At 44.0% G+C, this 18,269-nt stretch carries 17 protein-coding genes; 12 read left to right on the top strand and 5 right to left on the bottom strand.

The genetic code is table 11. The features are described from left to right. Nucleotides 1–30: 30 nt before the first annotated feature. Both L990_RS17135 and L990_RS17130 read right to left on the bottom strand, forming a co-directional pair. Nucleotides 31–1,623: a ribonuclease E/G gene (locus L990_RS17135; RefSeq protein WP_047451953.1), complete on the bottom strand. Its 1,593-nt coding sequence runs from the start codon at nt 1,621–1,623 to the stop codon at nt 31–33. Nucleotides 1,624–1,831: 208 nt separating this feature from the next. Continuing rightward, on the bottom strand, nt 1,832–2,122 hold the full coding sequence (locus L990_RS17130) for an HU family DNA-binding protein (RefSeq protein ID WP_047451952.1): 291 nt from the start codon (nt 2,120–2,122) through the stop codon (nt 1,832–1,834). A gap of 137 nt (nt 2,123–2,259) precedes the next feature. On the opposite strand from L990_RS17130, the gene mutY reads away from it, so the two are divergent. The 6 genes from mutY (at nt 2,260) to L990_RS17100 (ending at nt 7,249) form a co-directional block, all read left to right on the top strand. Further along, nucleotides 2,260–3,336: an A/G-specific adenine glycosylase gene (gene mutY, locus L990_RS17125; RefSeq protein ID WP_047451950.1), complete on the top strand. Its 1,077-nt coding sequence runs from the start codon at nt 2,260–2,262 to the stop codon at nt 3,334–3,336. A gap of 47 nt (nt 3,337–3,383) precedes the next feature. After that, nucleotides 3,384–3,824 carry a single-stranded DNA-binding protein gene (locus tag L990_RS17120; protein ID WP_047451948.1) on the top strand — a complete coding sequence of 147 codons (441 nt, stop codon included), beginning with the start codon at nt 3,384–3,386 and terminating at the stop codon, nt 3,822–3,824. 109 nt (nt 3,825–3,933) lie between these two features. Next, nucleotides 3,934–5,289, top strand: coding sequence for a gliding motility-associated protein GldE (gene gldE, locus L990_RS17115; RefSeq protein WP_052181116.1), 1,356 nt, complete (start codon nt 3,934–3,936; stop codon nt 5,287–5,289). Then, on the top strand, nt 5,270–5,866 hold the full coding sequence (gene gldD, locus L990_RS17110) for a gliding motility lipoprotein GldD (RefSeq protein ID WP_197057325.1): 597 nt from the start codon (nt 5,270–5,272) through the stop codon (nt 5,864–5,866). Before gldE ends, gldD begins: the two co-directional genes overlap by 20 nt. A 2-nt stretch (nt 5,867–5,868) precedes the next feature. Further along, entirely contained in the window at nt 5,869–6,516 is a 648-nt protein-coding gene (locus L990_RS17105; protein WP_052181115.1) for a 4'-phosphopantetheinyl transferase family protein, read from the top strand. After that, on the top strand, nt 6,503–7,249 hold the full coding sequence (locus L990_RS17100; protein ID WP_052181114.1) for a geranylgeranylglyceryl/heptaprenylglyceryl phosphate synthase: 747 nt from the start codon (nt 6,503–6,505) through the stop codon (nt 7,247–7,249). The genes L990_RS17105 and L990_RS17100 overlap by 14 nt, the downstream gene beginning before the upstream one ends. A 47-nt stretch (nt 7,250–7,296) precedes the next feature. On the opposite strand, the gene L990_RS17095 is transcribed toward L990_RS17100, so the two are convergent. The 3 genes from L990_RS17095 to ychF all read right to left on the bottom strand — a co-directional run bounded on the left by L990_RS17095 (nt 7,297) and on the right by ychF (nt 10,476). Beyond that, nucleotides 7,297–7,470 carry a hypothetical protein gene (locus L990_RS17095; protein ID WP_156121662.1) on the bottom strand — a complete coding sequence of 58 codons (174 nt, stop codon included), beginning with the start codon at nt 7,468–7,470 and terminating at the stop codon, nt 7,297–7,299. 241 nt (nt 7,471–7,711) lie between these two features. Next, the gene (locus L990_RS17090) at nt 7,712–9,343 is read right to left on the bottom strand and encodes an alkaline phosphatase family protein (protein ID WP_047451944.1); all 1,632 of its coding nucleotides are present in this window, start codon (nt 9,341–9,343) and stop codon (nt 7,712–7,714) included. Nucleotides 9,344–9,375: 32 nt separating this feature from the next. Next, nucleotides 9,376–10,476, bottom strand: a complete 1,101-nt coding sequence (ychF, locus tag L990_RS17085) for a redox-regulated ATPase YchF (protein ID WP_047451942.1) — start codon at nt 10,474–10,476, stop codon at nt 9,376–9,378. Between the two features lie 202 nt (nt 10,477–10,678). Here ychF and L990_RS17080 point away from each other — a divergent pair, with 202 nt between their 5' ends. The 6 genes from L990_RS17080 to L990_RS17055 all read left to right on the top strand — a co-directional run bounded on the left by L990_RS17080 (nt 10,679) and on the right by L990_RS17055 (nt 18,128). After that, nucleotides 10,679–11,524, top strand: a complete 846-nt coding sequence (locus L990_RS17080) for a transketolase (RefSeq protein ID WP_047451940.1) — start codon at nt 10,679–10,681, stop codon at nt 11,522–11,524. A 21-nt stretch (nt 11,525–11,545) separates the two neighbouring features. Then, complete coding sequence (locus tag L990_RS17075; protein WP_047451938.1) at nt 11,546–12,499, top strand: transketolase family protein; 954 nt, start codon at nt 11,546–11,548, stop codon at nt 12,497–12,499. A gap of 17 nt (nt 12,500–12,516) precedes the next feature. Beyond that, the gene (locus L990_RS17070; protein ID WP_047451936.1) at nt 12,517–13,065 is read left to right on the top strand and encodes an RNA polymerase sigma factor; all 549 of its coding nucleotides are present in this window, start codon (nt 12,517–12,519) and stop codon (nt 13,063–13,065) included. Nucleotides 13,066–13,114: 49 nt separating this feature from the next. Next, on the top strand, nt 13,115–13,579 hold the full coding sequence (locus tag L990_RS17065; RefSeq protein WP_047451934.1) for a hypothetical protein: 465 nt from the start codon (nt 13,115–13,117) through the stop codon (nt 13,577–13,579). Next, nucleotides 13,566–14,015, top strand: coding sequence for a hypothetical protein (locus L990_RS17060; protein ID WP_047451932.1), 450 nt, complete (start codon nt 13,566–13,568; stop codon nt 14,013–14,015). The genes L990_RS17065 and L990_RS17060 overlap by 14 nt, the downstream gene beginning before the upstream one ends. Nucleotides 14,016–14,171: 156 nt before the next feature. Next, nucleotides 14,172–18,128 carry a hybrid sensor histidine kinase/response regulator transcription factor gene (locus tag L990_RS17055; RefSeq protein ID WP_047451930.1) on the top strand — a complete coding sequence of 1,319 codons (3,957 nt, stop codon included), beginning with the start codon at nt 14,172–14,174 and terminating at the stop codon, nt 18,126–18,128. The last annotated feature ends 141 nt before the right edge of the window (nt 18,129–18,269 follow it).

Here is an 18,269-nt window from a genome sequence, read left to right as displayed (position 1 = left end):
CAAAAAACGCCTCGTAAGAGGCGTTTTTTGTTATAGGTTATCTTCATCTAGCTTGTGAAGTTCGTCAATCGTTTCCTGCGTTATTTCGCTGCCATACCTGTCGTATAGCTTGTGCTCCATAAACGAGAAGGAGTGCGATTCCACCACTTTGATGTAGCATTTGTACTTCCAGATCCACTGGAGCCTCTTTGAGAAGATTCCCTTCTTCAGAAAGGCCGCAATGTACGGATGAACGATTAGCTTAATCCAGCGGAGCTTTTGCTCCTCAATAAAGTACGCAATCCTGTTTTCGATCTGCGTGTCGAAAATGATGGCTGGACTTATTTGACCGGTTCCTTGGCAGCTGGGACATTGTTCCGTTGTGTTGATGTGCATTTCTGGGCGTACCCGTTGTCGGGTTATCTGCATGAGCCCAAATTTGGTAAGCGGTAGGATGTTGTGCTTGGCTCTATCGGTAGACATGGCCTCCTTCATCTTGTCGAAAATCTTCTGCTTATTTTCGTTCGAGTGCATGTCTATGAAGTCAATTACAATAATACCGCCCATGTCTCTCAGCCTAAGCTGGCGAGCAATTTCCTGCACTGCGGTTGAGTTTACCTCTAGGGCGTTTGATTCCTGGTTGTCGAGTACCTTGCTGCGGTTTCCGCTATTTACGTCAATAACGTGAAGGGCTTCGGTGTGCTCAATAATCAGGTACGCTCCGCTTTTAAACGAAACAGTCTTGCCAAAGGATGCTTTGATTTGCTTGGCTACCCCAAATTGGTCGAAAATAGGAACGGTTCCCTTGTACAGCTTTACAATTTTTTCTTTATCAGGTGCAATGCTAATGATGTAGTCCCTGATGTCTTCGTAAACAGATTGGTTGTTTACGTAAATGTTAGTGAACGAGCCGTTAAGAATGTCGCGAAGGATGGCGATAGTTCTATCCATTTCGCTAACGACTAAGCCAGGTACCGGGGTAGTTCTTACTTTTTCATAAACCAATTCCCAGCGTCTAATAAGCTCTTTAAGTTCGGCATCTAAAACTGCTACTTTCTTGCCTTCTGCTGCGGTGCGTACAATTACGCCGTAGTGTGCGGGCTTGATGCTCTCTAATAGCTTTTTAAGTCGCTTTTTTTCCTCATTGGTGCCGATTTTTTGTGACACCGAAATCTTTTCAGAAAAGGGGAGCAATACCATGTTGCGCCCAGCAATGGAGATTTCGGATGTTAGACGAGGCCCCTTTGTGGAAATGGGTTCTTTCGCAATCTGTACTAAGATGTTTTGCCCGGGGTTGATTACCGTAGATATCTTGCCATTTTTGTCGATATCCTGGTCCATTTTCATGCTGTAAAATGGGTTGCCTTTCGACTTTTTGGCGTAGGATTGTTGCAAAAACTTAGACAGAGAGCTGAATTGTGGTCCAAGATCAAGGTAGTGAAGGAAAGCATCCTTTTCGTAACCAACGTCAACAAAGGCAGCGTTAAGACCAGGCATTAGCTTTCTGACACGGCCTATATAGATGTCTCCCACAGAAAAACCTTCCTCTCGGCGTTCGCTGTGTAGCTCTATAAGCCTTTTGTCTTCGAGCTGAGCAATGCTAATCTCGGTTGCGCTTACGTCAATAATTAGTTCGTTACTCACTGTTCTCTTTTTGTTCCCTGTTTAATAAAACAAACCTAAAGAATCTTTGGACTCTTTAGGTTTGATGTTTTTTAGACTATAAAGTCCAGACTACTATTTTTTCTTTTTGTGTCTGTTCTTTCTTAAGCGTTTTTTACGCTTGTGCGTAGCCATTTTATGTCTCTTCCTTTTTTTACCGCTTGGCATAACTTTGATTTTAAAAGGTTAACTATTTCGACTTAACAGTATTCTTCACCTTACCAGTAAAGCTTTTTGCTGGCTTGAATGAAGGAATGTTGTGTTCTGGAATAATAATAGTAGTGTTCTTTGAAATGTTACGAGCGGTTTTTTGAGCTCTCTTTTTAACGATGAAAGATCCAAAGCCTCTTAGGTAAACATTCTTGTCTTTTACTAGAGAATCTTTAATGGCTTCCATAAATGCTTCAACTGCCTTTTGTACAGTCACTTTCTCAATTCCGGTATTTTTCGAAATCTCGTTTACGATATCTGCCTTTGTCATGGTTAAAAGCTTTAATTATCAATCGTTTGAATTGTTATGCATTATTCAGACTGCAAATATATATGTTTTATATCTATAAATGAAACACATTTCGATTATTTTTGGTTGGTTTTTCTTGATTTTTCTTCTTGATACTTATGGTATTCTCTCATATTTTAATCGAATGGTACGAGCGCAATAAGCGTGATTTACCTTGGCGACACACCTCTGATCCGTATAAAATATGGGTTTCGGAGGTTATTTTGCAGCAAACAAGGGTGGCTCAGGGACTTGAGTATTACCTAAATTTTACGGAAACTTTTCCTACGGTTTACTCTCTTGCTGAGGCTGACATAGATAGGGTTTTGAAGGTTTGGCAGGGACTCGGATACTATACCAGGGCTCGTAATATGCACGCTACGGCAAAGTATATTGTCGATAACTTGGGCGGGGTGTTTCCTTCTAGCTACTCGGGCTTAATTCAGCTTAAGGGAATTGGCGATTATACGGCGTCGGCCATAGCGGCATTTGCATTTCGCGAGCCGGTTGCGGCGGTTGATGGAAATGTTTATCGTATTTTTGCGCGCGTTTTTGGCGTCGAAACGCCAATTGATACGAGTAAAGGGAAGGCGGAGCTGAAGGCTATTGCCAGTAGCATGCTCGATGTGGAGCGTCCGCATATATACAATCAGGCAATAATGGATTTTGGGGGTACGCTCTGCATGCCCAAAAATCCGCGATGCTACGAGTGCCCTGTGCTGGAAATGTGCAGCGCTTTTCGGAATAGAACGGTAGATGATCTTCCGGTGAAAAGCAAAAAGGTAAAGCAAACCATTCGCTACTTCACCTATATAATACCAGAAAATAGGGGGAAGACGTTTATTTCGAAGCGAAGTAAGTCCGATATTTGGCATTCGTTGTATGAGTTTCCGCTGGTTGAGTCGGAGCGGCAGCTAACGATCGAGGAGCTGGTTAAGGATGAGTCTTGGCTCTCCTTGTTTGGTGATACGATGCCAGAGATTGTGCATGTCTCTTCTCCTGCAAAGTATGTGTTGAGCCATCAGAAGATATTTGCGCAGTTTGTAGTGGTGAAGGTTGCTACTGTTTCGCCGGTGCTGGAACAGGCGTATTCGCAAATCAACTTTGATGAAATTCACGAGTACTCTACACCTCGTTTGATAGAAGGATACTTGGCTGCAGAGCCTGTTGAAAAATATTTTAAAAGAAATGTGTAGGTATTGTAATTATTTGTAATTTAAACCTGTAAAAAAATCAACCTTATATGATCAATAAAGTAATTTTAGTTGGGAATGTTGGTGCCGATCCAGAGGTGAGGCATATCGACGCTAACACCACTGTAGCCAACTTTAGAATGGCAACTAGTGAAACGTACACAGATAAACAAGGTGTTAGGCAAACAATTACTGAATGGCATAGCATTGTAGCTTGGCGAGGCTTGGCTGATGTGGTGGAGAAATATGTGAAGAAAGGCGGACAAGTTTATATTGAAGGTCGTATTCGTACCAGAAGCTACGATGATGCAAACGGTGTAAAACGTTACGTTACAGAAATTGTTGCCGATACGCTTAAACTGTTGGGTGGTAGACCCGCAAATAGTGGGGATTCTGCTACAGAATCGTCCTACAGCCAGCCAAGCACTAACAACTTTACCTCGCAGGTAGAGGAAATAGAGTCAGCTGGGTCGGATGATCTTCCTTTTTAAAAGATATAGCGGTTCTCGGACCGCTTTTTTTATGTTTTGATATGGATGTGCTTTGCACTATATTTGCTAATCGCACTACTCAAATGTTTGGTGTCGCGTTTAGTTAGGTATGAACACGTTGTCCGATAGTTTCCCGCATAGTACATTTCTTGGGCTGGATATTGTTTTTCACCCGCTCACATTTGCTTTAATCCTCGTTATTTTTGTTATTGGGTTACTTCTGTTTATCTCGGGGCTCATGTCTGGAGCGGAGGCTTCGTATTTTTCCTTATCGCTATCCGATAAAAATAAGCTTAATAAGAAAACAACCAAGGCATCTAAGGCCGCGCTTGCGCTTTTGTCCAAGCCCGAATACCTGCTTAGTACCATCTTATTTGTAAATAATATGGTAAATGTGGCGATTGTCATTATGTCAACCTACCTAACCAACTCGCTGATTGATTTTTCGCAGGAACCTTTGGCTGGGTTTGTTTTTCAGATTGTCATCATTACGTTTATTCTGCTTTTGCTGGGCGAGATTATGCCTAAGATTGTAGCCACCTACCATCCCTTGAAGTTCGTGCTGTTTATGGCGGTACCTCTGGCTGTGCTTAACCGGCTTTTTCGTCCGCTATCGCACGTGCTAATAGCATCAACTTCGTTTATAAATAAGCGGTTGGCGAGCAAGCCTGCTCACAATATATCGATGGACGATCTCTCGGAGGCAATAGAGATTACTGGACCAAAGACGCAGGAGAATAGGCGAATACTAAAAGGAATAGTCGATTTTGTAAACACAGAGGCCAGCGAAATTATGACACCAAGGCTAGATGTGGCAGGCATCGATGTATCCGAAAACTTCGATGCGCTAAAGAAGAAGGTGCTCGATTCGGGCTACTCGCGCTTGTTGGCCTACGACGATACGCTAGATAACGTAAAGGGGGTTCTTTACATTAAAGATTTGCTTCCGTTCTTGAGCAAGGCAGCCTCCTTTAATTGGATAACGCTGGTTCGTACGCCTTACTTTGTCCCCGAAAATAAAAAGATTAACGATTTGCTGGAGGAGTTTCAGCAAAAAAAGATACACCTTGCGGTGGTGGTCGATGAGTATGGCGGCACCTGCGGCGTGGTAACCTTGGAGGATATTCTAGAGGAAATTGTTGGCGAAATATCCGACGAGTCGGATTTTGACGAGGAGCTTTACTACACCAAGGTGGAGAAGAACGTTTACCTGTTTGAGGGGAAGACGCTGCTAAATGACTTTGAGAAGATACTGAACGTGCCTCAGGAACTTATTGAGGAGGTGCGCGGCGATGCGGAAACTTTAGCAGGGCTGCTGCTTGAGATAAAGGGCGACTTTTTGCAGCGCGGCGAGCAAATAACCCTTGGAGAGTATACGTTTAAGGTCGATCAGCTTGATAAAAGAAGAATTAAAAAGATTAGAGTTACCATAAAGGTTCAGGATAATGAAAATGAAGAGGAATAGGTTGTGGCTTGCTTGGAGTGTGGTGGCCGTTTTTGTTGCGCTAGGTTTTAGCTCGTGTGGTGGCGACTACTCGCCTAAGCCTCGGGGCTACTTCCGCATCGATTTGCCTAAAAAGGCGTATACCAAGTTCGATTCTGTAGGTTTTCCCTACTCGTTCGAGTATCCAACCTACGTTAAGATACTTCCCGATATGGAAAAGCATGTGGAACCTTACTGGATTAACCTCTCGTTTAAGGGCTACAATGCGATGCTCCATATCAGCTACAAGAAGGTGCAGGGAAATCTACCCGCACTGCTCGAAGATGCGCATACCTTTGTGTACAAGCATACCATTAAGGCCGATGCCATTCTCGAAACAGCCTACGGCAACAGCGAGCGTAAGGTGTACGGCACCGTTTACGACATTGAGGGAAACGCGGCTAGCGCCCTTCAGTTTTACCTTACGGATAGCACCAAAAACTTCCTTCGTGGAGCCCTCTACTTCTACAACCGTCCTAATAAGGACTCGTTGGCGCCCGTGGTAAAGTATTTTAGGGAGGATATTATCCGAATGATCGACACCTTTAGCTGGAAGTAGAAATGCCAGTGTCATTTATTAATAGAGATGAGGACCTTTCGGTGTATGTGTGGGAGCTAACCGAAGATAGGGAAGCCTTATACCTGCAGGCTGAGCTTACCCTCGACGAGCAGCAGCGCTACTTCTCTTTTCGATCAGAGTCTCGCCAGCAGCAGTGGCTCGCTGTCCGTGCTTTGGTGAATAAAATTTTAGGGAAGAAGGTGCCTATCGAATACGATGAGGAGGGACGACCAAGCATCAACCACAACAGCCAGCATATTTCCATATCGCATACGGGACGTTATGTGGCCGTTTTGTTGGGCACAGAACCGCATATAGGCCTCGATATCGAAGGGGTGGAGCGGAGCTACCAAAAAATAGCCCATAAGTTTGTGGATGCGCCAGAGGCTAGCCTGTTCTTGGGCAAGGGCTTTTCGGAAAAGGAATACTTGCCGCTTATTTGGAGCGCCAAGGAGGCTGCCTTTAAGGCGGCGCTTCAGAGCGAACTCGATTTTATTCGTGATATCACGGTAACCAACGTTACCACCAACGATAAGCATACGAAGGGAGAGATATCCATTCGGTTAAATAGATCGAATATGGAAGGCTCCTTTCGGTATTACACCCTAGAAGATCATGTAATTGTTTGGGGGGAGTATGGACGTATTTGATGGCATAAAAAAACAAATTGAGCATCGTTCGTTGCTGGCTGTTCTGGTAGATCCAGATAAGGTTAGCCCTAACAGCGAGGATGCGCTAGTTGACCATATCGCCGCCTCTAAGGCCGACCTCGTATTTGTTGGCGGAAGTCTCATTTTTTCGGATATCGATGGACTGGTGGAGCGGCTCAAGGCGCGGATCTCCAAGCCGGTAATCCTATTCCCAGGGCTTTCCTCTCACTTTACACCCAAGGTCGATGCCGTTCTATTCCTGTCGCTGCTTTCGGGGCGTAATCCCGATTTTTTGATCGGCAACCAGGTTCATGCGGCCATTCCCATACTTCGTAGCGGCGTGGAGGTAATCCCCACGGCTTACATCCTGATTGATGGCGGTAGCACCACCTCGGTGGAGTATATGAGCAACACCAAGCCTATTCCAGCCAATAAGCCCGACATCACGCTGGCAACAGCGGCTGCGGCTCAGCTCCTCGGTTTTAAGATGCTCTATCTCGAGGCGGGTAGCGGTGCTCAGCACCACGTGCCGAGTAAGACTATCCGCACCCTTAAGCAGCAGCTTAGCCTACCGATGATTGTGGGTGGCGGCATTAGAACTGAAAAGGCGCTGCGCGAGGTGCTCGATGCTGGCGCCGATATTGTGGTGGTTGGCACTGCCTTCGAGGAGGATGCCTCGTTGATGGATCGTTTTTGCGAGATAGTAAGCCAGCATAGAGGGAAGGAGCGTTAGCTCCTTTTTTATTTTCAGAGGCTCTTACTTCTGGCTCATGCTTCTATTCATTCAATCCCCTTTTCTGGCATTACTGGGGCAGGTTGGGATGCGGCGGTTAGGCTGTTGGTTTCGATAGACGATTCTTTCCCGCCGAACTTCTCCTTTTTCGGGAGCAAGATATCTTTGGTTGGTTCGAATAAATCATCGGTTGGCAGGGATACTTCACTTTCTTGCTCCAAGAAATCGCTTTCTGGGAGGGAAAACACTCTGGTCGGATCCCACAAACGAGTTTTTGTTAAAGAGTATTTGTTTCTTCGTTCCGATCTGTGATTTGTTGCTGCCGGAAAACGATTTCTGCGAGCAGAAACTAGCTATTCCCTTTTAGTAAATGGTGTTTTGCATGTGTTCTATGGGAAAGTAGATAAAAAAAGGCCTCCTTTGGTTAGGAGACCTTTTCTATTTCTAATGCTAAGCGCTAGCTTACTTTACAATTTCCTCAATAGGCTCGCCAGATGAGGCATTGGGCCACGATATGTCCAGCAGGTTGGAGATGGTGGGGGCAATGTCCATCATATCCACCTTGGTCGAGATATTCTCGCGCTTAATCTTCCATCCGTACCATATAAGCGGCACGTGGGTGTCGTAGCTGTAGGGCGAGTTGCTCGAGGTGGCCTCCTCGTCGGTGTCTACCCATCCGGGCTGTAGGTTGATGATCACATCGCCCGAGCGCTGCGGGTAGAACGAGTTTTGGATTTTTTGCATGATACCATCGGTAAAATTGCTATACTCCAACGCGTAGGCCGGAATGGCCTGCGAAACACCCGAGAACTGCTTCATGAAGGTGGCCGTCTTGGCCTGCACGTCCTGTAGCTTGAGGTTCGAGTCCTCGATGAGCGTACGGTTGAGGTATATCTGCTTTTGATGGTACGATTTTACCCACTCCCCGCGGCCAAAGGTGGCGTTGAGGTATATCTTCAGCAGCATCAGGTTGCGGTTGGGCTCGAAGCTGCCCGACGGAATTTTTCCATGGCTGATGTACTTCGGCGCGTTGGCTACCCCGTTGTCGGAGGTGAGCACCACCAGCACGTTTTGCTTGCCGATATTTTCGGAAAGGAAGCGGAGCAGGTGCCCCATGTCCTCGTCGAGGCGGTAGTAGGTGTCCTCCATTTCGATGGAGGTGGGGCCGTACTTGCGGCCGATGTACTTGTTGGCATCGAGGGTGATGGTAAGCAGGTCGGTGGCATCATCCTTCCCTAGCCCCTCGTTGACGATGGCGGCAATGGCAAAATCTTTGGTAAGATTGTTGCCGTAGGGGGTGGTGATTAGCGCCTCGTACGAGGGCTTGCTTTTCGACTTGAATACGTTGCCTAGCGCATCGCCCGCAGGAGCCTTCAGCAGAGGTTTGGCCGTGGTATCGAAGTTTTCCTTGGTGCTAACGTACTGCGCAAGGGGGCGGGTAAGACCCCACTTGTTGTAGATGTAGATGTCGGGAAATCTCTTTTGGTTGAAATCGTCTACCCACTTTGGTAGCGCCTTGGTGTAGTAGCTGCTGGTCATAAATTTCCCAGTTGATGGGTCGAACCAGTAGGCCGCGTCTGCGCTATGGCCCGTTAGCAGCACTGCCGAGGTGGGATCTAGCGATACCCCGATTACCTTGGAGTTTTTGTTGGCTACCTTAATTTCGTCGCCAAGCGTTCCGGCAAGGAGATTTCGGGGCGAGTGCTTTCCGAGCTCGCCAAATCCTCCCACACCTTCTGCTTTGGAGTCTTGGGCGGCCTTCATGTTTTGATCGAGCAGCGGTATATACCACATGTCGCTCACCACGCCGTGCGTAGATGGGTTGGCGCCGGTTGCAATGGTGGCCAAGCCAGGTGCCGTTTGGGTAAGGCTGTAGCTGTACTTGGCATTCTTACAAATGGCACCCTCCTGAAGTAAGACCTTGAACCCCCGGTTGGAGAAGTTGTCGGAATAGCGCTGTAGGTAGTCGTATCGCATTTGCGTAACCACTATCTGTACAATAAGCCTTGGCTTTTCCGCAGGGATGGTTCTCCCTTGGGAAAATGCCCCAAGGGCCGATAGTACGGCCGCTGAAGCAATAGCTATTTTTCGCATGCTGGTCTTCTTAAATTTAGGTAGCCTAAATGCTAAACGTTGAAACGGAAGTGCATGATGTCGCCATCCTGTACAACATACTCCTTGCCTTCGACAGAGAGCTTTCCGGCCTCCTTGCAGGCGGTTTCGGAGCCTAGCGTTACAAAGTCGTTGTATTTGATAACCTCCGCACGGATAAAGCCCTTTTCGAAGTCGGTGTGGATAACACCTGCTGCTTGTGGAGCTTTAGATCCTCTTTTGTAGGTCCAAGCGTGAGTTTCCTTTTGTCCTGTGGTAAAGTAGGTTTCTAGGTCGAGTAGCGCGTAGGCTGCCTTAATAAGGCGAGCAACCCCCGATTCCTTTAGTCCAATCTCCTCTAGGAACATTTGGCGCTCCTCGTAGGTGTCTAGTTCGGCAATTTCGGCTTCGGTCTTAGCTGCTACAACAAGAAGCTGTGCGTTTTCTTCCTTAACCGCTTCGCGAACCATCTCTACGTACTTGTTTCCGCTAACAGCGCTAGCTTCATCTACGTTACAAACGTAAAGAACTGGCTTGTTGGTTAGCAGGTGTAGGTCGGCACAGAGCACTTGCTCGTTCTCGTCGAGCTCTAGCACGCGTGCTGAGCGGCCTGTTTCGAGGATGCCCTTATACTTGACTAAAATCTCGTATAGCTTTTTGGCGTTTTTGTCGTTGCCCGTTTTGGCCATCTTCTCAACACGACCAATGCGCGTCTCGATGGTCTCAAGATCCTTCAGCTGCAGCTCTGTGTCAATAATTTCCTTGTCGCGAACGGGGTTTACCGATCCGTCAACGTGGGTAACGTTTTCGTCGTCGAAGCAACGTAGCACGTGTAGGATTGCATCCGTTTCGCGGATGTTGGCCAAGAACTTATTGCCGAGACCTTCACCCTTGCTGGCGCCCTTTACAAGCCCTGCAATGTCCACAATCTCAACGGTTGCAGGAACAATCTTTAGCGGTTTATCTATGGAGGCCAGCTTGATTAAGCGCTCGTCTGGAACGGTAATAACGCCAACGTTAGGCTCGATGGTGCAAAAAGGAAAGTTTGCAGCTTGTGCTTTAGCGTTCGAAAGGCAGTTGAATAGGGTCGATTTTCCAACATTGGGAAGCCCTACAATACCACATTGTAATGCCATTGTAAATTAACGTAATAGTATTGAATTATTGAGGGGCAAATTTAGTGTAAAAAACAGAGAACCCTTGGTATACCTCAATTAAAAGGTCGGTTTTTCTCTAAAATTACTAAAGATTAGCTGGTTTATACAGCTAATTCAGTTAACTTTGCGCCCAGTATTTTAACATTTTATGAATAGTTTACTCTCTTAAAATAGTCCTTTCATGGCAGATATTGCAGCGCTAAAACGGATGTCAACTCAGGTTCGTAGAGATATCATTCGTATGGTTCATGGGGCAAATTCGGGGCATCCTGGTGGTTCATTAGGGTGTGCGGATTTCTTAACCGCCCTTTACATGAATTTCTTAAAAAGTGACCCTAAGGATTTTCGATATAATGCGGAAAATCAAGATGTGTTCTACCTTTCAAATGGGCATATTTCTCCAGTTTGGTATAGCGTTTTGGCACGTACCGGCTATTTTGGAGTAGACGAGCTGGCAACTTTCCGTAAGCTAGGTGCGCGTCTTCAGGGGCACCCAACTCCCGAAAAGAAGCTCCCTGGCGTAAGAGTAGCCTCTGGTTCTCTAGGACAGGGATTGTCGGTTGCGGTAGGTACCGCTCTTTCGAAGAGGATGAACGGCGACAAGTCGTTGGTCTTTACGCTTCATGGCGATGGCGAGCTTCAGGAAGGTCAGGTTTGGGAGGCGGCCATGTTTGCTGCGGCTAATAAGGTGGATAACCTTATTGCAACGGTTGATTACAACGGCAAGCAAATTGACGGTCCTGTAGATAAGGTTTTATCGTTAGGTAACCTTGCTGCTAAGTGGGATGCTTTTGGTTGGGACGTTCATACAATGGACGGAAACAACATGGAAGAGGTGGTTGCTGGTATCGAAAACGCCATTGCTGCAACCGGAAAAGGAAAGCCTGTTGTTATCCTTATGAAGACAGAAATGGGCTTCGGGGTTGACTTCATGATGGGAACCCACGCTTGGCACGGTAAGGCTCCAAATGCCGAACAAACAGAAAAGGCGCTTGCTCAGCTAGAGGAAACTCTTGGTGACTATTAATCTTTCAACAGGACTCGCACGATGATTAAATACGAAAATACAGGCAGCAAGGATACCCGCTCGGGATTTGGTGCTGCGCTCGAAATACTTGGAGATACTAATCCTAACGTGGTTGCGCTTTGTGCCGACCTTATAGGCTCGCTCAAGATGGACGCTTTCGTGGCAAAGCATCCAGAACGTTTTGTGCAAACAGGTATCGCAGAAGCTAACATGATGGGTATGGCTGCCGGTTTAGCGGTTGGCGGGAAAATTCCTTTCGCAGGAACTTTTGCTGCATTTGCTACTGGCGAGGTGTACAACCAGGTTCGCCAATCGGTTGCCTACTCTAATACCAACGTGAAAATTGCGGCTTCTCACGCAGGTATCACCTTAGGAGAGGATGGGGCTACCCACCAAATTATGGAAGATATCGGGTTAATGAAGATGCTCCCTAATATGGTTGTTATCAATCCATGCGACTTTAACCAAACAAAGGCGGCAACAATTGCTGCGGCAGAGTATCAGGGACCTGTTTACCTTCGCTTTGGCCGTCCTGTAGTGCCAAACTTTACCCCTGCTGATCAAAAATTCGAGATAGGCAAGGCGCTAATGCTAAATTCAGGTACGGATGTTACCATTATCGCTACCGGTCACCTCGTATGGAAGTCCATCGAAGCCGCAGAGATGCTCGAATCACAAGGCATTAGCGTTGAGCTGATAAACATTCATACCATCAAACCTCTTGATGCAGCAGCAATCCTCGGATCTGTAAAGAAAACGCGTGCTTGCGTTGTTGCCGAAGAGCATCTTATTGCAGGAGGTTTAGGAGAGAGCGTTGCACAGGTATTGGCACAGCATTTGCCAACTCCGATGGAGTTTGTGGCTGTTAACGATAAGTTTGGCGAAAGTGGAACTCCTGAAGAACTGATGAAGAAGTACCACCTAGAGGCAGAAGATGTTGTTGATGCTGCTAAAAGAGTAATTGCTCGCAAATAATTTGCCTAACAACTTTAATGGTAGCATATTCGGATAACGAACTTCTATCTCAGTTTCAGAAAGAAGAGACACGCAATTTTGCATTTCACCTGATTGTACAAAAGTATCAGGAGAAGCTTTATTGGCATATCCGAAAGCTGGTTATTGATCACGATGACACCAACGACGTAGTTCAAAATACGTTCGTAAAGGCTTGGAGTGGCCTTGGTAACTTTAGAGAAGAGTCGCAGCTGTTTACATGGCTGTACCGAATAGCAACCAACGAGGCGCTTACCTTTCTAAAAAGGAAGCGCACTCGTTTTTTTTTACCGCTTGTAGATGTAGAATCTCAGCTGGTGTCGAGCCTCGAGTCCGATCCATACTTTAATGGCGACGAGGCAGAACTAAAACTCCAAAAGGCCATTTTGAGCCTTCCCGAAAAGCAGCGCGTTGTATTCAATATGAGGTACTTCGAAGAGCTCTCCTACGAAGAAATTTCAGCCGTGCTGGGTACTTCCGTAGGAGCCCTAAAGGCATCTTACCACCTTGCTGCAAAAAAAATCGAAAAATTTTTAGAATCGGATTAAACCTTTTCTTTTTTCTGTAGTCAAAGCATTGTGAAACGAAACAATTGCTATGGATTTTAAAGGTGACAGGTTAAACGAAGGTAAAAGGGAAAATCCTTTTTCAGTTCCTGAAGGATACTTTGATAAATTACCCTTAGAAATTCACAACCGAATCTCTAAGGGTAATGAGTCAGGTAGCGGCAGCTTCAGTTTAATCGGTTTGATTAAGCATCAGGTTGGCATATCATTGGGCGTGCTTTTTTTTGTAGGTGTAGCGTATTCTGGCTACAGGTACAATAAAATGTCTGAGGATTCCATGATTCAACCGAACGATTACTTTGAGTTTGTCTCCAGTAATACCGGTGACTTTAGTGAACAGGATTTGATTAAGGCATTAACTTCAGAAAAAAAGGAAGTCTCTAAGAAGGCGCAAAAGCGAGAGTCTGATAAGATTATCGAGTATCTAGTTGACGAACAGCTCGAAACTTCAGCGATAGAGGCGCTTTATAAAGATCAACAGAATGAACTTAACTAAAAAATTAGGCGTTTTACTTTTAATATTTTTAATGGTTAACAGCTTGACTTCGGTTGCGGCCAGGTCTGGCAAAGACGATAAGTTAAAAGCAAAAAAAGTAGCATTTTTTACTCAAAAACTAAACCTTAATTCTGACGAAGCAGAGATTTTTTGGCCAGTTTATAATGAGTATCAAGAGAAAAAGGATGATCTGTTTCAGCAACGAAAAAGCATCTACGATGACTTTAAAGGTGCTAGCAGGTTATCGAATAAGGAAGTCGGAGAATCGTTAACCCGGTTGACGCAAATTGCAAAGGATGAAGCTTCGCTGCTGGAAACCTACATTGCAAAGTTTAAGGAGATTCTTCCCGATAAAAAGGTAGCACAGCTTTTTGTGGTAGAAGAGGATTACAAGAAGTTTTTGCTCATACAAATTAGAAATTCCGCGATTAAATAGATACAGTTGTACAGTAGTTTTTTGTGAATATGAATACGGGAAGCAGAGTGGGCTTCCCGTTTTTATTTTATGTAGAATCTATTTATTATCTTTTTTGCACTACTTATGTTGTACATAACACTTGTTTTGTAAGCAATGTTATATTTGCACTCATCAATGTTGATTTACCTTTTGAATTGTAAGATGAGTAAGGTGTGCCGTCTGTCTTTTTTTACGTATTTCATTTTCGCTATTTGCTCTATTATACCTGCAGAGGCAAACGAAGTGGTGAAAAAAATCACCATAAAAGATGGATTACCCTCTAATGTGATTTATTGCTCTATTGTTGATCACCAGGGATTTATGTGGTTTGGGACTGATGAGGGGCTTTCGAGGTACGATGGTAGTAGCTTAAAAAATTTTACAGCGGATAATTTAGACAATCTAACCATTCCCAATGATGCTGTTCTCTCTTTATATGAAGATAGCCAAAAACGAATATGGGTTGGAACAAAGTCGGGAATTTGTTACCTATCTTACCCTACAAGAACTCCTATTCGTCTGCAGACTAAACTCTCAAATATAACTTCTATCGACGAGAAGCCTAATGGCGATATCATTATTCTGGCTGGACAAGGTGTTTACTCTTTTGGTGCGGACAATCTGCTCACCCAAAAAAACTCGGTTCGAAATGAACAGGATAAAGAACTTTCACTAATTGTTGACGCTCAGGGGAGGATATGGACCATTTCGAGTAACGGAATAGTAAATGTTAACGGGAAGGTTCAATCGAAAATTGTACTTCCAAAGGGCAATTTTATAAGTTCAGGCAAATCGGACGACGGGAAAATTTTATTTTTTGTACTATCCAAAACAATCATTTTATATGATCTTCTTTCAAATCACAGGTTCTCCTTAAGCATAGACGGTGTTATATCCAGTGCTTTCCGGATAAACCGCAATCATCTGATAGCTATAAAAAAAGATGGAAACATCTTGGTTCTCGATTTGAAAACCAAGAACGCCCAACAATATACATTGCCTAAATTAAACGGATTTATATCTAGCGCGGTTGCTCCAACGGAGAATACACTGGTTTTGTCGACTTTAGAACAAGGAGTTGTGCTTTTAACCCGAATAAAAACTCTTTTTACCATTGCCAATCCACTAAATTTCAATAATGGTAAAAATCAGATTTACAAATCATTATACATCACGAAGGACGGCATTATAGCGGCATGTGCATGGAGTGACGGTTTTGTGCTACTCAATAAAAATTTAAAGAAAATTGCCCATTACAGTTCGGCTCGCTACTTTAAGGGTGCAAGTGTACAAAGCGTAGAGGAGGACCTCTTAGGAAACATCTATATCGGAACCATTGGCGAAGGTCTTTTTGTACTGAACAAAACCTCTAAATTGATAAGTAAACCGAAAGGGCTGAGCTTTCTTGAGAAGGATAATATTTGGATTTTAAAGAGCAACGGGGTTGATGGATTATGGATTGGTACTCAGCAAAAAGGATTGATCTTCTATAATTTTAGGAACCAGCATGCAGACTGCCGGTTCGCTACTTTGAAAAATGCAGATATTAGGGAGGTTATTAAATTAGATTCCAACCTGCTAATTGTTGGAACATTAAACAAAGGCACTTTTTTCATCGACCTTAAAACAGGGAGGATGGTGCCTCTAATTTTTAGGGAAAGGCAAACCACCTCCATAGGCTCGTATGATATTTGCAAAGATCCTACACACAGTAATATATTATGGGTTGGAACAGATGGTTTTGGATTGCTAAAGGTGAATATTTCAAAACGATCATGCGAAACGCAGTATACAGCACAAAATGGGCTTTCTAGCAATGTCGTTAAAACCATACAGTTCGACAACAATGGGGAGATGTGGCTTGCAACAGTCAAAGGAATATGCAAGTTTAATACTACAACTGGCGTATTTATTAATCAAATAGGTCGCGAATTTATCTCTGACTGGGTTTTTAGCTTTGGATCATCAATTTGCTTATCCGATGGAAAGGTAGTATTAGGAAGTTCCAGTGGGCTGGTAGCATTCTATCCAAACGATGTAAAAAAAGGAAAAGTTAAGCTGCCAATAATCAACTCATTTAAGGCAGGAGGAAAAGAACTAGGCATGTATCTTCAAGGCAGAGGTGAACTTCCTCAGCATATTTCACATTCCAACAACTCAATTTCAATTGATTTTAGTTCGATTCATTATGACGGAATGCCAGTTGTTGGTTATAGGTATAAGCTGGAAGGTATTGATCCCTGCTGGCATAATGTAGAAAAGGCATCGGGTAGCGTTAACTATATGAATTTGAGTAGTGGTAGATATACCTTTAGGGTTCAGCTTATCGATCCTCAAAATACAGAGTTAAACTATGAAACTGCAATCCAGTTCAAAGTTAATCCTCCCTTTGCAGCCTCTCCTGTAATGCTGATCTCCTATTTCTGTCTGCTTCTGCTAGGTGGGTATGCTTTAAAAAAGAGTGTCGCCTATAAAAGAAAGGTAGAGTTAGAGCTACTTCGACACGAATACGAGCTTGAAAGCGTACAACAGATGTACAAGTTGCGGCTTAAGTTTTTTGCTAATATCTCTCATGAGTTTAGAACCCCGCTAACGTTAATTGCCTCTCCCATAGCAACGCTGCTAACAGAGGTTCATATAAGCCCCGAAAAAAAATTGGCAATGTACCGTCGTATCGAACGAAATGCCAGACGTCTTTTAAATCTTGTATCTCAAATTACTGATTTAAGAAAAATGGATGAGGCACAGAGTGTATTAACTGTTGCTCAATTTGACATAGGTAGGGTTACAGGTTCCATATTTGAACTATTTACAGATCAGGCGGATGAAAAATCTCAAATATTAGCAATAGAGTCTGACAAAGAAGAACTTAAAGGGTGGATAGACAGAGATAAGTATGAAAAGATCGTAGTGAATCTCATCTCAAACGCGTTGAAGTACTCTGGTCCAGGTGCCACCATTAAGGTTTGTCTAAATATAAAGCAGTCAGAAAAGATGTCGTGGCTAGTTGTAAAAATCGGAGACAACGGAGTTGGCATCTCTCCCGATTTACTCCCCGGTATTTTTGACGATTTTTCAAAAGCATCTCGCCTTCATGGAGGTGTTGGTTTAGGACTCTCATTTACCAAACGGTTGGTGGAACTGCATCATGGACGAATTAGCGTAAATTCGGAGAAAGGTGTAGGAACCACCTTTTGGGTAGAGTTACCAATTGATAAGGATTGCTACAAAGAGCATGAACTTTACTCCCTATCAACAGAAATACAGAGGAGTGAACTTCGTCCATTTGAATCCACGCCACAGAATTTTTGTAGTGAAGGAACTGTACCGACCTGGAAGTTAATGGTGGTAGATGATGATACAGAAATGAGAAAATACATTGCGGAGATTTTTTCGGATACTTGCGAAGTTATTGAAGCTCCTGATGCTACAGCAGGATTCAGAAAGGCCGCAGCGTATAAACCTTCCTTGATACTTTGTGATGTAGTAATGCAGAGAAGTAGCGGGATTGAGTTATTGAAGCGGCTGAAAGAGGATGAACGAACATCTCATATTCCAGTAATATTGCTCACGGCCCAAACTGGAGCAGATACTCTTAAAGCAGGGTATGCAGCAGGAGCTGATGCTTACCTTATTAAACCATTCGATGAAGCCCAGCTCAAGTTTAATGTTTTAAACCTTCTAAAAACTCAACACAAGCTGCTTTCAAGCATTAATACATTCGGACAAAAAGAAATTGGAATAAACGACCTCTCTTCGATAGATCGACGTTTTTTAAAAAAGGTAATTGCAGCAGTTGAACGAAATCTAGATAACTACGAATTTGATATAAAGGACTTGTGCCAGGAGATTGGGGAAAGCCGAACTCTTTTATACCGAAAAATGAAAGAAACACTTAATATGTCGGCAAACGAATTTATTAGAATGTATCGATTAAAAAGAGCCGCCATACTATTGGGTAATAAGCATATGAATGTAGGCGAGGTGATGATTGCTGTTGGCTTCAACAATCGTTCATACTTCAACAGATGTTTCAAGGATTTTTTTGGAATGACACCAGTTGAGTATATGGATAAGTTTGGGGAACGCTGAGTTTATAGTTCTCATCAAACATTAAAAGCAACATCAATGAAGGGCAAATCCAGCAAAAAACTTCTCTGAGTATGCAATGTATTTTATAGCTATGAAAAATATTTTAACAATTAAATAAAAAAGCAACTTATTTCCTCAACG

The sequence above is a fragment of the Alistipes sp. ZOR0009 genome (assembly GCF_000798815.1).
Classification (GTDB): Bacteria; Bacteroidota; Bacteroidia; order Bacteroidales; family ZOR0009; genus Acetobacteroides.
Note: the sequence above shows the minus strand (reverse complement) of the source record. Positions and strands in the feature narration are given on the sequence as shown.

What these genes read in the sequence shown, in the direction of transcription:
- L990_RS17130 (WP_047451952.1), bottom strand. Translation starts at nt 2,122, where the DNA reads ATGACAAAGGCAGATATCGTAAACGAGATTTCGAAAAATACCGGAATT.
- mutY (WP_047451950.1), top strand. Translation starts at nt 2,260, where the DNA reads ATGGTATTCTCTCATATTTTAATCGAATGGTACGAGCGCAATAAGCGT.
- L990_RS17120 (WP_047451948.1), top strand. Translation starts at nt 3,384, where the DNA reads ATGATCAATAAAGTAATTTTAGTTGGGAATGTTGGTGCCGATCCAGAG.
- gldE (WP_052181116.1), top strand. Translation starts at nt 3,934, where the DNA reads ATGAACACGTTGTCCGATAGTTTCCCGCATAGTACATTTCTTGGGCTG.
- gldD (WP_197057325.1), top strand. Translation starts at nt 5,270, where the DNA reads ATGAAAATGAAGAGGAATAGGTTGTGGCTTGCTTGGAGTGTGGTGGCC.
- L990_RS17105 (WP_052181115.1), top strand. Translation starts at nt 5,869, where the DNA reads ATGCCAGTGTCATTTATTAATAGAGATGAGGACCTTTCGGTGTATGTG.
- L990_RS17100 (WP_052181114.1), top strand. Translation starts at nt 6,503, where the DNA reads ATGGACGTATTTGATGGCATAAAAAAACAAATTGAGCATCGTTCGTTG.
- L990_RS17090 (WP_047451944.1), bottom strand. Translation starts at nt 9,343, where the DNA reads ATGCGAAAAATAGCTATTGCTTCAGCGGCCGTACTATCGGCCCTTGGG.
- ychF (WP_047451942.1), bottom strand. Translation starts at nt 10,476, where the DNA reads ATGGCATTACAATGTGGTATTGTAGGGCTTCCCAATGTTGGAAAATCG.
- L990_RS17080 (WP_047451940.1), top strand. Translation starts at nt 10,679, where the DNA reads ATGGCAGATATTGCAGCGCTAAAACGGATGTCAACTCAGGTTCGTAGA.
- L990_RS17075 (WP_047451938.1), top strand. Translation starts at nt 11,546, where the DNA reads ATGATTAAATACGAAAATACAGGCAGCAAGGATACCCGCTCGGGATTT.
- L990_RS17070 (WP_047451936.1), top strand. Translation starts at nt 12,517, where the DNA reads ATGGTAGCATATTCGGATAACGAACTTCTATCTCAGTTTCAGAAAGAA.
- L990_RS17065 (WP_047451934.1), top strand. Translation starts at nt 13,115, where the DNA reads ATGGATTTTAAAGGTGACAGGTTAAACGAAGGTAAAAGGGAAAATCCT.
- L990_RS17060 (WP_047451932.1), top strand. Translation starts at nt 13,566, where the DNA reads ATGAACTTAACTAAAAAATTAGGCGTTTTACTTTTAATATTTTTAATG.
- L990_RS17055 (WP_047451930.1), top strand. Translation starts at nt 14,172, where the DNA reads ATGTTGATTTACCTTTTGAATTGTAAGATGAGTAAGGTGTGCCGTCTG.